We start from the raw sequence: 13,113 nt of genomic DNA, 5'->3' as shown, positions 1-13,113 counted from the left end.
CAAAATAAATTAATATTAAACAACTCAAATATGACCCATAATTTGTTCCCTTGTACATTTATAGACAAACTAAGTGTGACCTATTAGCTTCGAAAACTACAAGGTCGCCATTAAATTAATAAATCATAAGTTTGAAATCAGGAAACTTTGGAAGATATATAACGGATGGTGATTCTTCAATAATGAAGGATCGCTTTTTTTATTAAACATCGGAGCGGATTAGTTTAGAAATAAGTTTTACCTTTGTTCAACAAACGGGCCAGATTGTTGAATAACAATTTTTATGCAAAGTAGATATTGTGAGGGTTTACACTTAAACTATTTGACAACGGAAAATGCAGATTTACAACGATAAGCAATGCTGAATTTAGGAGTTGTTGTCATTTCAGTTCCTTCTGAGAAATAAGGAATCAATAGTCGAATAAGTAGTTTTATAAGCCATTTAACCTACCTTCAACATGCTGGAACAATCTGATAAGAGGTTGTTCCTTTTTATTTATACTCTAGATTACAGATGCTCATAAAAAATCTTTTATTTCTTCAAACCGGATGAAGGTTAGCTTCGTCTAAACTATGTGAGAGGGTGACACTATGAATGGACTAAAACAATTGGCGGTGACAGACGAAAGTATGCTGGACGAGAGAGAGCAGATAATTGATCAATTAATGCATGAATATAGCGATGATATCCTGCATCTCGTTTATACATATGTTAAAAACCGAGCTACAGCAGAAGATTTAACGCAAGAGATATTTATAAAGTGCTATGAAAAGTTAAATCAGTTTAATCAGCAGGCAACAATAAAGACTTGGGTATATCGTATTGCTAGTAATCATTGTAAGGATTATTTAAGAAGCTGGCATTATCGAAAAATAACGCTTAGCGATAAAATTTTGGATTATATCCCTTCAAAATCAAAACAGGTTGAAGAGGAAATTATCAAAAATAGTGAAGAAGATATTTTAACTAATGCTGTCATGAATTTACCTCTAAAGTACAGAGAAGTCGTATTTCTGCATTATTATGAAGAACTGTCTTTAAGAGAAATAAGCAAGATTACTACAGTAAATATAAATACATTAAAAACGAGATTAAAGCGTGCGAAAGAATTACTAAAAGACAAGATGATAGAGGAGGTTTAGGAGATGAATGATCCATTTATGAACCTAAAGAGTTCGATGAAAAAATCAATTTTTAAGGATCTTTCTTTTTCAAATGAAAGAAAAAGTGCCGTGAAAGAAGCCATTCGTACGAATCAACAATCACAATTTGATAATTGGAATAGCGAAACCATTATAGCTATATTAGAATCTGTTCAGCATGAATCAAAGGATGGCTACAATATTTCCATCCAACTTTTTCAAAAAAACGAACGTACTTTCCAAAAAAATGAAGGGCAGCTTTATACACTTCTACATCTATTAGAAAATAAAGAAATTCTTACTTCTAATTGGATTAATAAAAGGAAATATTACTCCTTAAATTCCGAAGGAAAAAAATACTTAGCTACTTATAAAGAAGATATCTCAAAACAAGAGATATCCCTTAAACACTTAATAAAGGAGGCATCCTTATGAGTTCTCCCAAATTTGAAGAATTTTTAAGTAAAGTTACTTCCAAAGTGAAATCTAAGGAAGCACACACCATGATAAAAAAAGAGCTTACTCATCATCTGCAAGAGTTAAGTCAATCTTACAAAAAAAGAGGATTTTCTGAGGAGGATTCAGATGAAAAGGCCATTCAAGAAATGGGAAATCCTTTTTCCATCGGAGAGAAATTAAATCCCCTTCATAAGCCAAAAATCGATTGGGTTCTTATTGTTTTATTTGTTATTTTTGCTAGTATTAGTTTTCTTCCGTTAGTTGGTGGAATTCCCGAAGTTTCCTTATCAAGCACCTATTTTATGGAGCGACAGGCTATCTGGTACTCCCTAGCTGTTCCTGTAATTATTGTGTTCTTTTTCTTTGATTACCAAAAAATAATGAACTGGTGGATGAACTTTTATGCTATCGGCTTGTTGATCCATTTATATCTCCATTTATTTGGATATATGGTCAACGGAGCAAAAAAGTGGGTTTCACTTTCAGGCCTCGCGGTCGATGGCACTATAATGAGCTTATTTTTCTTTTTTCTTGCTTGGGCGGGAATTTTTAACAAAATGAATGAGTTTCGTAGTTGGAAAAAACAAGGTTTTCTTCTTGTTTTATTTTGGATTCCCATCTTGCTCTACATGATGGTGCCAGACTTTATGGTTGGTATCATTTACTTCTTCTGTTTACTAGGAATGTTTACTTTTGCCCGAGTTCATAAGAAATTAACTATCAAACTAGTCGTAACTAATCTAATGGCTGGTGCCATCTTCGTAATTATGATCATCATGACCTCACGCCAAAGTTATTTGTTTACTAGATTACTTGCTTTTATAAACCCAGATGCCGACCCAAATGGAACAGGGTATATGTATATGGCGGTTAGGAGTGTCCTTGCAGAAGCGGGATGGTTCGGTAACGGACTTTATAATGATTTGAATTGTTAAATTAGAATAAAGTTTGTAGAAGCGAGGAATCACGTTCACCCCTTGCCAAATCTGACTTCAATGGGATTATCCAGATTATTCCTTAAGAATAAAGTTTGCTCAAGGATTTGCCCGTTTTCTGCCGAAAATGAACTCGAAAAATAAAAATGATAAGAATAAAGTTTGCTTAAACATAGTGGAGAGATCACCATACTAGAGGAGTGACCAAAACCCAATTAGGGCACCTAACGGTGCCCCCTGTACCATAACCGATTCTTTCCTTCTAATGAGGTGCCTATGCAATTGTATTTTTTATATTTGTTGGAATTGCCGAAATTGGTGGAGGGGGATCTAATTTGGCTATTGTTTAAGAAAAGAAAGCCACTTATTGGGGTGTTTTCGGAGGAGTAGCCTTGGCGTAATAATGTGGTAATTACTACATTTCGAACATTTCCATACAGAGTATATGCTGCTATGGAGGAGTCCTTCCGTATATGAAGATGGGGTACACCTGATTTATACGATTGGATAGGTGCTGGTATCTGTTTAGCGGGTGTTTCAGTAATGATATTCGCACCTCGCCAATAAATGAGGTATCGAAGATACCTTTCATCCATCTGCATCATACCTAGCACCTTACGGTTTCTCATATACCACCGTCAATCCCATACTTTCCACGTTACCCATACATAATTATTTATTTTTATTTTTCATTATTTCTTTATGGGCGAGTGCTTATGTCTGAAGCATGGTATACCTTCATGGACGTGGACTTCCCTTGGAAGATGAAGCACTCTACTATACCTTGCGGTTTCCCCTGTACCACCGCCATTCCCCATACTTACCTCCTGACCCCATACCTAATTATTTATATATATTTATTTATAAGGGCGAGGACCTTGCTTGGGGCGTATTACACGTTGCTGGACGTGGGCTTCCCATGAAAAATGAGCACTCTACTATACTTTACGGTTTCCCCTGTACCACCGTCATTCCCCATACTTACCAATTCACCTATGCCTAATTATTTATATATATTTATTTTTAAGGGCGAGAACCTTGCTTGGGGCGTGTTACACGTTGCTGGACGTGGGCTTTCCTTTATTGGTTTGAAACCGTGCTTCTTATTCAGAGTTTTAGGAAATGTCCCTTGTGCTGTACTTATGCAGGAATTACCCCCCGTTAGGGGCATCTTGATCCTCACGAAAAAACTTTGGTAGCCCACAATAAACATAAAAAAGCCCCGTGAATATACCCATACTCTGGATACACCCACGAGACTTTATGCAAACTTTTTTATTCTTAAGCAGACTTTTTTCTCATACGCCAAACTTTATTTTAGTTTGACATGAATTTTCAATTGTTACCAGTGTTAAATTAGAATAAAGTTTGTAGAAGCGAGGAATCACGTTCACCCCTTGCCAAATCTGACTTCAATGGGATTATCCAGATTATTCCTTAAGAATAAAGTTTGCTCAAGGATTTGCCCGTTTTCTGCCGAAAATGAACTCGAAAAATAAAAATGATAAGAATAAAGTTTGCTTAAACATAGTGGAGAGATCACCATACTAGAGGAGTGACCAAAACCCAATTAGGGCACCTAACGGTGCCCCCTGTACCATAACCGATTCTTTCCTTCTAATGAGGTGCCTATGCAATTGTATTTTTTATATTTGTTGGAATTGCCGAAATTGGTGGAGGGGGATCTAATTTGGCTATTGTTTAAGAAAAGAAAGCCACTTATTGGGGTGTTTTCGGAGGAGTAGCCTTGGCGTAATAATGTGGTAATTACTACATTTCGAACATTTCCATACAGAGTATATGCTGCTATGGAGGAGTCCTTCCGTATATGAAGATGGGGTACACCTGATTTATACGATTGGATAGGTGCTGGTATCTGTTTAGCGGGTGTTTCAGTAATGATATTCGCACCTCGCCAATAAATGAGGTATCGAAGATACCTTTCATCCATCTGCATCATACCTAGCACCTTACGGTTTCTCATATACCACCGTCAATCCCATACTTTCCACGTTACCCATACATAATTATTTATTTTTATTTTTCATTATTTCTTTATGGGCGAGTGCTTATGTCTGAAGCATGGTATACCTTCATGGACGTGGACTTCCCTTGGAAGATGAAGCACTCTACTATACCTTGCGGTTTCCCCTGTACCACCGCCATTCCCCATACTTACCTCCTGACCCCATACCTAATTATTTATATATATTTATTTATAAGGGCGAGGACCTTGCTTGGGGCGTATTACACGTTGCTGGACGTGGGCTTCCCATGAAAAATGAGCACTCTACTATACTTTACGGTTTCCCCTGTACCACCGTCATTCCCCATACTTACCAATTCACCTATGCCTAATTATTTATATATATTTATTTTTAAGGGCGAGAACCTTGCTTGGGGCGTGTTACACGTTGCTGGACGTGGGCTTTCCTTTATTGGTTTGAAACCGTGCTTCTTATTCAGAGTTTTAGGAAATGTCCCTTGTGCTGTACTTATGCAGGAATTACCCCCCGTTAGGGGCATCTTGATCCTCACGAAAAAACTTTGGTAGCCCACAATAAACATAAAAAAGCCCCGTGAATATACCCATACTCTGGATACACCCACGAGACTTTATGCAAACTTTTTTATTCTTAAGCAGACTTTTTTCTCATACGCCAAACTTTATTTTAGTTTGACATAGATACAAACATACAAACAAATATTTGTTTCTAAAAATCCTGTAATGAGGTTGTAAAATATTCCACCGATTTTGTTATTTTAGATATAGACATAGTATTTGAAATTTTATATAAAACTAGAATTAGGAAATATGGAACTAACGAAAACAGGTTATATTGACAAAAAAATAAATCTAAAACCTTAATTTAAAGGAAACAATAAATAACAAAGAATAAGTATAGAGGATGGAATAAATGAGTATTTTTTCACTAATCAAACCATTAAGGAAGTATGAGGACTTTTTTTATAGAGCCTATACATATGAGAGTTTATTTTTAAGAAAAAAGGCAATCCAGATTATGAATTCAGCCCTTAAACAAACAAATTTCAGTAAAGAAGAAAAATCAAGTGGTTTAATTTATTTGGGAATGTTATATACAAAAACAAAGGAATATAAATTAGCATCTGACTGCTACAATCAAGGGCTTGAAATAATGATAAATGAGAGTTTTAAATACAGTAATAATTTTAAACAAGCCATAGAAGCATTTATTAAAAATGAAGATTTTGAAAGGGCGAAGTTTTGGTTGAATAATCTAATTCAACGGCAAAGTTTTGATAAAAAATTTAAGAAACTTGCTATATTTGAAAAGAAAGTATATTAAAATCCTTGTTCAACAAACAGAAGCGATTATGAAACAAGAAGCAGTTGCTCTTTTTGCAAACTAAGTCAGAAGAGTTAAATGCGTGAAAAAAGCAGGAATTCGGGGAGGAATTAATATGTTAATGTTTACGGAAAATGTAGAGGGCAAACGATATAAACAATTAATTGACATTTTATCAAAACATTGCAATCGTTTTGCTTTTGTTGAGAATAGACAAATGATGGAGATTGAAGAAGTGCGTCTTGCCTATATTGATAATTTGATCACCGATATTGAAGGATATTTACTCGAAAGGAAAATTCAACGAGAATGGGAAACAACAAAACTTGCTGGGGGTACAGCATACGTCTTTTATTTTCATTTAAATAATACTACAAGTAAGTTTTTAAAAGAACGTTGCAATTCTCTTTTTGATTGGATTAGCCCTGAACTACCAGAAGACTTAATGTTTTATCACAATGAAAAATGTATATTAGCCGTATGTTCACACGAAGAATTTTTTATGGTTGAAGAAACTATATGGGATTACTTTTTATTGAAGTAACGGAGCAGTTAGTGGCAGATGTCTATATTTTTATTAATTGTTATAAATGGACAAAAAGGGAGGGGGCAATAATTTTAAAATACATCTTTTTTATGCTTTTATATTTAGTTGCTGAATATTTTTCAAATGAACCAATGGTAAAAAGCATGATTCTTATGGTATTTTCTTTGTTTTTATTTTTTGAAGCGTATAAAGAATTTAAGGATAATAATGGCTACCTCAAATTGAGTATATTTTTATTTATATTAGGCTTGATCAGTATTTCTTATTCTATTTTCAATTCACTAAAATATTTGTTCTAAAATTAATTATGGGTGTTAATCGATTAAGAAAGGCCGTCAAATTAGACTTGCCTTTTTTCAACTAACTTGCAGAATAGTGTAACCCTTGGGCAAAATATGATATTTGATACAAATTTAATGATTTATTTGGGTGGAGTATATGAATAGTGAACAAAAAGAAAAGTGGAAAAAGGTTCATTCAAAAGGGAAGATTAGATTTATTCTCTTACGTTGTATGCTTGGTTGGGGACTTCCTGTGGGTTTAATTTACTCACTTTGGACGCATTGGTCTGAGAATATTATGATTAAAACTCAGAGCGTTATAATTTTTATGATTTGTGGACTTATTGGAGGCTTACTATATTGGATGGCGATGGAACAAAAGTATAGAAAGAGTTAGCATTAAAAATATGGTGTAATAAAGCCTTTTGAATAAAGGACTGATAATTATTGGATTGGCTAAGAGTAGTTTTAGGTTTAATTTCTATAATCTTATTAATGATACTGTTCATACAAACATTTAGATTCAAGAAAGAATTTAAAGAGGCGATAAATGACGATAGAAGTATATCAAATATCTTTGTAAATAAATGGGATAAAAAATTATCAAAAGGACTTATTTTGGGGGTTGTTGCAGTTATTTTCGGTGTTATAGCCATATTTTTATCTTATTGATATCGCATTATTAAAGTAATGGCGGCAGTATAGTTCAGTAGGGATAGCAGCAGGTTATTAATAGTTGCAAATATTTAAAGAAGAAATAAATGGTGGGTTTAAACCTTTACCGATTTATAAAAAGGCTTATTGATTAAAGGATGTGTGGCTATGGTAATTTCCGATAAATTAGTTTATCCAGCATTCATCCAACAGGACGATGAAGGAATATTTTGTGTTTATTTCCCCACTTTGTTTCCTGAATCAGGGTGGGACTTCCCCTTATCAAGAGGAGAAACAAAACGTGAAGCGATAACAAATGCAAAAATGGATTTGGCATACTCTTTGGCGGGGATCTTATATGATAATGAAGAATTACCTGAACCAATCACTATTCAAAGAAACCACCTTTCCCAAGGGATGGAATTAATCGAGGTAGAGACATCCTTTGACCCGTATGCCGAAGAAATAGAGGAACATTTAAAAGGACGCCATTGGCATATTTGCTATTACGTCGAAAAAAATGATGATTTTATAGAAGCCATTGGGTATAAAAATGATCAAGGAACGTGGGACATTTTTTTTGAGTATTGTTCTAAAGATGAAATTGAAATTTTTGATTCCTTCTACAAGAAAAATCCTGATTATCCTTACCTTTTTACAGTCAAATTACGAACTGAAGCGGAGGAGAAATTTAATCAATTCGTTGAAGATGTAATTCTAAAACGTCGTGGTTATAAAGGATACAAAGATTGATTCGAATATTGAGTATTTTCTTCAATAAGGAGTGCATCACTGGAACAACAGTAATGCTTTTTTCATCTTAAAGTAAGGGGCAGAATAGTGGATTTAAAAAAGTGACAAACTTACTGATATAGAACCTTTTAAAAAAAGGAGTAAGAAAACTGAACGATTATGAAGATAGTGGTTATTGGGATTATTTTGGTTGTTTTCGGATGTAGTATTTTAGGGTGGTTAATCAAAGAAGCCTACAAGAATTATAAGGATGAAAATACAAAGACTAAAATTTTCTATCTCACTTGGGCAATATTAGGTGTTTTATTGGATACCAGTGGATTAATCATTATTTTTGGTTTGATTTTATTAGGAGTCCTTTTAATAGTTTTTCACCAATTCTTCAATTAGCGGGGCTTTAGTTGAGGAAGAAGAGGAAGCACATAATAATATCGGTGGTGTTGTAATGATTACGGTTAAGAATGCTGAAAGTTACCTTAAAAATATGATTGGTGAAGATACCGATGATATAAAAAGGGTTTGGGAAACATTTAAGGTATTTTGTAAGAAACCAGTTGTGGGAGAAGAAGATATAGAAATCCTATTCCAATGTGGTGTTTATAATTTTACTGGAGAAGAACTATTTCTCTTTGATTTTGTACGTCAGTTTACTGTGTATGAAGAAGATGAATACTCACGAATGGAACAACTCCACTGTAAATTTTTATTTAAACCCACAGATGAATTGAGTAAGTTAGAAACAGGAGAATGGTCAATGGATTATGATTATATAGATGATTTTTTTAATCATATAGAAAACCTTCAGGAGTTTAAAATTCCTTTAAATTTAAAGCCGATAAAATCAGAAATATTTCAGGAAGAAGTTTAAACTTTATTGTACTGTCTGAGCATGATCGTTCAATTAGAGCAATCGCTTCTTGTGTTAATGGGTCAGGATGCTAGAAATATATTTCGAATTTTCGGGATGGTACTATGACAAAAAGGTTTAATACGACTTTAATGATGATTATCATAATATTAATTGGATTTATGGCTGGTAAGTATCTATTGGATTTTTTATTTGAGGATATGTGTGGAAATGATATTAAACAAAAGTTCCCTTCTCCCAATGGCGAAAATGTGGCTTATATTTTCGAAAGAAGTTGTGGTGCAACAACAGGTTTTTCACCACAATTATCTATTTTAGATAAAGATGAAGATTTTAAAAATGAATCTGGAAATACATTTAGGTCAGATAAAGATTTTTCTATTAAATGGATTGATGAAAATACCCTAAAGGTTATTTATGATAACTCCTCTGAATCTTCCGAAATGAATAGGAAGGTAAATGGGGTTAGGATTGAATATGTAGGTAAATAAAAGCCTTTTACCTCCATTCATTAACGAGACTTTAGTTGAGCAATAAGACATATCCAATATACAGCAAAAAGATTAGGAAATTTTAAACTCCTAATTGAATAAACTTTCTATTAAAATAATTAAGCCTACTAGCAAGAGCAGGATAAGTATATTATCCTGCTCTTGAAATAGAAGTTTGAACATACTTTAGTACTTCAAAAAGATTCTGCTTCTTTCCCGTGTCAATCCTCTCTTTAGCAAAAACTATATTAAATTTCAATAAAGTAAATAGATGAACAAAGGAATATAATTGTTCAAATTGAGTAAAGTCCGAAATGCTATTTACTACAATAACATCTACATTTTTTTCGATTAGGAATTTCCTGAGTTCTAAGGTAAGTCCAAAATTTCTCTGTACATTCTTAAAATCCTCATCATTGACATCAGCAATCTCAAAGATTCCTATTGCAAAATTATCAATTAAATTGGTAACATCTTGAAGATTGCCATTTACATTCATTACTAAAGCATTTTTATAAGGCAGTTTTTTAAATGCCATAAAATCTCCTCCCTATATTAGAAAATTGATATAGAAAAAGCACATAAATGTAAGAACATACTTACCCATTTTTACCTGTCCTTTAAATTCTAAAATTACTAATCTTCCCAATACCGTTCTTCTGTTGGCCGTATCGACTTATCATAAATATTTAATGCTGTCTTAAGGCTAACCCAATACTCTGGATTCCTAAAAGAAGGACAGTGATCAATAATTTGTTGATATAGATGTTCTAACTCAAAATCTTCCATTGCAGCATTAACCGATTCCTTCAATTCGAGTTCTTCCTCAAATTTATTAATGATGGAAAAATCATCAAATTCATAATCACTACTTAAATCTTCAATAAATGAACCGATTATTATTCTGTATAAATGAACTTCAAAGTCCATATAATCCCTCCTTGTCCCTTTTAAATTCATGAAGACCCACTCAAACATTTTTGTGTGGGAGGCTGACTTCTATTTTTAGAAACCTGTGGAAATGTGTAAACATCTCCTCTAATGTGTTTGATTTTACCTGTAGATTTAAATCTTAACTGTTGTAACTTCAATAAGGTATGGACACTTAATCTCTCTTATTAAATCTTTCATTTTTTTTATGTTATCTGCCTTTGTTAGATACATAGCCATAGTAATGTTATCTAATATATTCCTCATTTCTTTGGGATCGTCTTCTTTCTGATGATACAATTCAACATTGTAATTCTTCCCAAAAATCTCTAAACAGCAAATTGTTGAAATGTTGGTTTTCTTCTTCATTAAAACTCCTCCTAATAATTGACTTTGTAAAGCATGCATATCTCTAACTACTCGATTATTAAATGCTATAAACAATCAGTTTTACCACTCTTCGTAATTTCCTTCTATTAGAAGGCCAAATGGCAAAATATATCGTGCTTTCACCTCAATACACTCTGGATGGGCAATATAACCTTTTTCCAATACATATTTAACAGGAACAGGCAACATATAATCCGAAATATCACCTTTTCTTGCATCATCTATATGTTGTGACAATACACACATAATTGAATGACCGCAGTCTGGCAGCCATACATAATAATAGTCGAGTTCTTTAGGTAGTTTTGAATGATAATATCGTAATTTTCCAATCATAAAAAATCCCTTCTTTCGTCATAATTTTCTCTTTACTTCCTTTTACAAACAGTTAAAATTAGTTGCTGGCTAATAATTCCCAAGCGTTAATTTAAATCTCTATGGAAGGCAAACCATTTAATGCTCCTCAAGAATACGAATTTCTTTAACAATTTTGTGCTCAATGTTTCCTAGATAATCTTGTTGTTGTTGAGACATTTCAGTCCAAAATCTATCATATAAAGAACGAATGATACGTAGTTCCTCTTCCAAGTCTTGTAATCTTTTATACCTTGAATTATTCATTCCCTGCCACCCCTATTCATGCCTTCATTGTTATAAGGTCCCATATACGATTAGTTGATTTATACTTATTCATAGTTTCTTGTACCATCTGATTAAATTCATCAATTGACCACAACAGGTCTTCTCCTTCAAGATATTTACAAGCAATTTCCCTTATTTCATTTGGAATCACTAAAATATCAAATGGTTTGTTTTTCTCATCAACTAAAAAGTACTGCAATCGTTCTTGATTAATTAAATAGAACAATTCATTCACCTGTAATGTCTTATCAAACCAAGAGTGGTAAATCTTATTTTTCATCCCACTAAACCTTGTCATAAAGATTAATCCATTTGCTTTTTCATTTCCTTGTACAGTTGCTCTTACATTTGCATAATGTGATTTCATTAATTTTTCCAATTTATAGTTAAAATCTTTAATGATAAATACTGTCTCTATGGTATTCAATTTTTGATTTTTAATTGCAACGACATTCATAAAACCCGGTTTCATAATTCTACTGGCATCTTCCATTTTCAACATAAAATCTCCCCCTAATGATTTTATTCACCCAAAAAGAAACTAAAATAATATGAAATAGACTAAAAGTGGACATCTGGTTCAAACTGTAGATTTATGATATCACTGTTGTTTATTATTTGTAAATACCCAAAGGTAAACTTTTTTAAAAAGCAGAACAAACAGATGGACATTTGGTTCAATAAGTAATATTATTTATTTAAATCATATTTCGGGGTGAAACGTTATGAGTGATGAAAAAGTAATGATTGGGGATCGCCTACAGATTCTGTTAGACAAGAACAATATGGATATTTCAAAAGGATCTTTAATGGATAAACACGGTTTTAACAAATCAAATTTACACAAATACATTACGAATGTTAGAAGACCTGCTTTAGAAGATATCATCAAACTAGCAAATATTTTTAATACATCTGTAGACTTTTTGGTTGGAAACAGGGAATATATATTAGATACTTGGGCTCCAGATTATTTAGAGGAATTTGCAAATTTTTCAGCGGAAAAAATTAAAGAACATTTCTTAGAAAAGCAAGGGGTTAAATTACCTGAAAATGATTCGAACTACATTTTTTTATTTGCATTAACCCATCTATTGTTATCTGAAGGAAAATCTTTTGAAGATTTTACGGAGGAGGAAAAAGAAGTTCAAAAGGAATTAATTGATTATATAATCTCAATTTTTTATGGAACTATTAGGATGGCTCAACAAAAACATTTCCATATTGATGAACTAAAGGGTATGTTAGGTAGTATTTTTAATAACATTGATGATGGCTATAGTTTCAAGGACGCTTCAATAATAAATGAACTAGAAAAACGAGAAGATAAAACTGATGAGGAAAAAATTGAAATATTAAAATCATATATTCATGTAAATATGAAGAATAGTCAAAAGGCATTAGAATTACTTCAGGAACTTAGCGAAAGAAAATAATATTGTTTTCCGTAAGGCTAAACATCATAGCAGCCTTATTTTTTTAAACAAAAAGACCAAACAGTAATAATAATCTGTTTGGTCTTTTAAGACATCCAAGAAAAGGATTTACACAAGAAAAACACTCAAGGTATTAAGGAGTACCATCAGGAATCTAAGGGGAAGTTTCCTGATACCTTTATCTTCTCTATCCAATATTGAAACCCTTGTTTCTCTTAAAATTTTTGAAAAAAGTATCATTAATTATTAGTGTTT

At 32.7% G+C, this 13,113-nt stretch carries 20 protein-coding genes; 14 read left to right on the top strand and 6 right to left on the bottom strand.

Annotated features, from left to right (window positions below):
- Window positions 1-591: 591 nt before the first annotated feature.
- From RRV45_RS01235 to RRV45_RS01185, 13 genes are all read left to right on the top strand, one after another.
- Window positions 592-1,143, top strand: a complete 552-nt coding sequence (locus RRV45_RS01235) for a sigma-70 family RNA polymerase sigma factor (protein WP_315666948.1) — start codon at window positions 592-594, stop codon at window positions 1,141-1,143.
- Window positions 1,144-1,146: 3 nt separating this feature from the next.
- Window positions 1,147-1,578: a PadR family transcriptional regulator gene (locus tag RRV45_RS01230; RefSeq protein ID WP_315666947.1), complete on the top strand. Its 432-nt coding sequence runs from the start codon at window positions 1,147-1,149 to the stop codon at window positions 1,576-1,578.
- Complete coding sequence (locus RRV45_RS01225; protein ID WP_315666945.1) at window positions 1,575-2,537, top strand: FtsW/RodA/SpoVE family cell cycle protein; 963 nt, start codon at window positions 1,575-1,577, stop codon at window positions 2,535-2,537. Before RRV45_RS01230 ends, RRV45_RS01225 begins: the two co-directional genes overlap by 4 nt.
- A 507-nt stretch (window positions 2,538-3,044) precedes the next feature.
- Entirely contained in the window at window positions 3,045-3,104 is a 60-nt protein-coding gene (locus RRV45_RS22040) for a hypothetical protein (RefSeq protein ID WP_410489352.1), read from the top strand.
- 1,295 nt (window positions 3,105-4,399) lie between these two features.
- Window positions 4,400-4,459 carry a hypothetical protein gene (locus tag RRV45_RS22035; protein ID WP_410489352.1) on the top strand — a complete coding sequence of 20 codons (60 nt, stop codon included), beginning with the start codon at window positions 4,400-4,402 and terminating at the stop codon, window positions 4,457-4,459.
- 996 nt (window positions 4,460-5,455) lie between these two features.
- Window positions 5,456-5,866: a hypothetical protein gene (locus tag RRV45_RS01220; RefSeq protein ID WP_315666944.1), complete on the top strand. Its 411-nt coding sequence runs from the start codon at window positions 5,456-5,458 to the stop codon at window positions 5,864-5,866.
- An 82-nt stretch (window positions 5,867-5,948) separates the two neighbouring features.
- Window positions 5,949-6,410: a stage III sporulation protein AH gene (locus RRV45_RS01215; protein WP_315666943.1), complete on the top strand. Its 462-nt coding sequence runs from the start codon at window positions 5,949-5,951 to the stop codon at window positions 6,408-6,410.
- On the top strand, window positions 6,386-6,712 hold the full coding sequence (locus RRV45_RS01210) for a hypothetical protein (protein ID WP_315669130.1): 327 nt from the start codon (window positions 6,386-6,388) through the stop codon (window positions 6,710-6,712). Before RRV45_RS01215 ends, RRV45_RS01210 begins: the two co-directional genes overlap by 25 nt.
- Before the next feature lie 139 nt (window positions 6,713-6,851).
- Window positions 6,852-7,091: a hypothetical protein gene (locus RRV45_RS01205; protein ID WP_315666942.1), complete on the top strand. Its 240-nt coding sequence runs from the start codon at window positions 6,852-6,854 to the stop codon at window positions 7,089-7,091.
- A 50-nt stretch (window positions 7,092-7,141) separates the two neighbouring features.
- Window positions 7,142-7,366 carry a hypothetical protein gene (locus RRV45_RS01200; protein WP_315666941.1) on the top strand — a complete coding sequence of 75 codons (225 nt, stop codon included), beginning with the start codon at window positions 7,142-7,144 and terminating at the stop codon, window positions 7,364-7,366.
- Between the two features lie 150 nt (window positions 7,367-7,516).
- Entirely contained in the window at window positions 7,517-8,101 is a 585-nt protein-coding gene (locus RRV45_RS01195; RefSeq protein ID WP_315666940.1) for a type II toxin-antitoxin system HicB family antitoxin, read from the top strand.
- Window positions 8,102-8,546: 445 nt separating this feature from the next.
- On the top strand, window positions 8,547-8,969 hold the full coding sequence (locus tag RRV45_RS01190) for a hypothetical protein (RefSeq protein ID WP_315666939.1): 423 nt from the start codon (window positions 8,547-8,549) through the stop codon (window positions 8,967-8,969).
- A gap of 104 nt (window positions 8,970-9,073) precedes the next feature.
- Window positions 9,074-9,460, top strand: coding sequence for a DUF5412 family protein (locus RRV45_RS01185; protein ID WP_315666938.1), 387 nt, complete (start codon window positions 9,074-9,076; stop codon window positions 9,458-9,460).
- 151 nt (window positions 9,461-9,611) lie between these two features.
- Here RRV45_RS01185 and RRV45_RS01180 read toward each other — a convergent pair whose 3' ends face one another.
- The 6 genes from RRV45_RS01180 to RRV45_RS01155 all read right to left on the bottom strand — a co-directional run bounded on the left by RRV45_RS01180 (window position 9,612) and on the right by RRV45_RS01155 (window position 11,924).
- On the bottom strand, window positions 9,612-9,998 hold the full coding sequence (locus tag RRV45_RS01180; RefSeq protein ID WP_315666937.1) for a hypothetical protein: 387 nt from the start codon (window positions 9,996-9,998) through the stop codon (window positions 9,612-9,614).
- 98 nt (window positions 9,999-10,096) lie between these two features.
- Window positions 10,097-10,390: a hypothetical protein gene (locus RRV45_RS01175; RefSeq protein WP_315666936.1), complete on the bottom strand. Its 294-nt coding sequence runs from the start codon at window positions 10,388-10,390 to the stop codon at window positions 10,097-10,099.
- A 135-nt stretch (window positions 10,391-10,525) separates the two neighbouring features.
- Window positions 10,526-10,759: a hypothetical protein gene (locus RRV45_RS01170; RefSeq protein WP_315666935.1), complete on the bottom strand. Its 234-nt coding sequence runs from the start codon at window positions 10,757-10,759 to the stop codon at window positions 10,526-10,528.
- Window positions 10,760-10,840: 81 nt separating this feature from the next.
- On the bottom strand, window positions 10,841-11,116 hold the full coding sequence (locus RRV45_RS01165) for a hypothetical protein (RefSeq protein WP_315666934.1): 276 nt from the start codon (window positions 11,114-11,116) through the stop codon (window positions 10,841-10,843).
- A 117-nt stretch (window positions 11,117-11,233) separates the two neighbouring features.
- A complete protein-coding gene (locus RRV45_RS01160) occupies window positions 11,234-11,401 on the bottom strand; it encodes a hypothetical protein (protein WP_315666933.1) in 168 nt (55 codons plus the stop codon).
- A 16-nt stretch (window positions 11,402-11,417) separates the two neighbouring features.
- Window positions 11,418-11,924, bottom strand: coding sequence for a hypothetical protein (locus RRV45_RS01155; RefSeq protein WP_315666932.1), 507 nt, complete (start codon window positions 11,922-11,924; stop codon window positions 11,418-11,420).
- A gap of 223 nt (window positions 11,925-12,147) precedes the next feature.
- Between RRV45_RS01155 and RRV45_RS01150 the strand changes: the two genes are divergently transcribed.
- A complete protein-coding gene (locus RRV45_RS01150; RefSeq protein WP_315666931.1) occupies window positions 12,148-12,858 on the top strand; it encodes a helix-turn-helix domain-containing protein in 711 nt (236 codons plus the stop codon).
- Window positions 12,859-13,113: the final 255 nt, after the last annotated feature.

Source organism: Bacillus sp. DTU_2020_1000418_1_SI_GHA_SEK_038 (assembly GCF_032341175.1).
GTDB lineage: Bacteria > Bacillota > Bacilli > Bacillales > Cytobacillaceae > Cytobacillus.
This window is presented reverse-complemented; position numbering and strand designations above follow the sequence as displayed.

Excerpts from the sequence above, each read along its gene's own strand:
- RRV45_RS01185 (WP_315666938.1), top strand. The coding sequence starts at position 9,074 with ATGACAAAAAGGTTTAATACGACTTTAATGATGATTATCATAATATTA.
- RRV45_RS01155 (WP_315666932.1), bottom strand. The coding sequence starts at position 11,924 with ATGTTGAAAATGGAAGATGCCAGTAGAATTATGAAACCGGGTTTTATG.
- RRV45_RS01190 (WP_315666939.1), top strand. The coding sequence starts at position 8,547 with ATGATTACGGTTAAGAATGCTGAAAGTTACCTTAAAAATATGATTGGT.
- RRV45_RS01195 (WP_315666940.1), top strand. The coding sequence starts at position 7,517 with ATGGTAATTTCCGATAAATTAGTTTATCCAGCATTCATCCAACAGGAC.
- RRV45_RS01205 (WP_315666942.1), top strand. The coding sequence starts at position 6,852 with ATGAATAGTGAACAAAAAGAAAAGTGGAAAAAGGTTCATTCAAAAGGG.
- RRV45_RS01230 (WP_315666947.1), top strand. The coding sequence starts at position 1,147 with ATGAATGATCCATTTATGAACCTAAAGAGTTCGATGAAAAAATCAATT.
- RRV45_RS01165 (WP_315666934.1), bottom strand. The coding sequence starts at position 11,116 with ATGATTGGAAAATTACGATATTATCATTCAAAACTACCTAAAGAACTC.
- RRV45_RS01235 (WP_315666948.1), top strand. The coding sequence starts at position 592 with ATGAATGGACTAAAACAATTGGCGGTGACAGACGAAAGTATGCTGGAC.
- RRV45_RS01175 (WP_315666936.1), bottom strand. The coding sequence starts at position 10,390 with ATGGACTTTGAAGTTCATTTATACAGAATAATAATCGGTTCATTTATT.
- RRV45_RS01225 (WP_315666945.1), top strand. The coding sequence starts at position 1,575 with ATGAGTTCTCCCAAATTTGAAGAATTTTTAAGTAAAGTTACTTCCAAA.
- RRV45_RS01160 (WP_315666933.1), bottom strand. The coding sequence starts at position 11,401 with ATGAATAATTCAAGGTATAAAAGATTACAAGACTTGGAAGAGGAACTA.
- RRV45_RS01220 (WP_315666944.1), top strand. The coding sequence starts at position 5,456 with ATGAGTATTTTTTCACTAATCAAACCATTAAGGAAGTATGAGGACTTT.
- RRV45_RS01180 (WP_315666937.1), bottom strand. The coding sequence starts at position 9,998 with ATGGCATTTAAAAAACTGCCTTATAAAAATGCTTTAGTAATGAATGTA.
- RRV45_RS01170 (WP_315666935.1), bottom strand. The coding sequence starts at position 10,759 with ATGAAGAAGAAAACCAACATTTCAACAATTTGCTGTTTAGAGATTTTT.
- RRV45_RS01210 (WP_315669130.1), top strand. The coding sequence starts at position 6,386 with ATGGGATTACTTTTTATTGAAGTAACGGAGCAGTTAGTGGCAGATGTC.
- RRV45_RS01150 (WP_315666931.1), top strand. The coding sequence starts at position 12,148 with ATGAGTGATGAAAAAGTAATGATTGGGGATCGCCTACAGATTCTGTTA.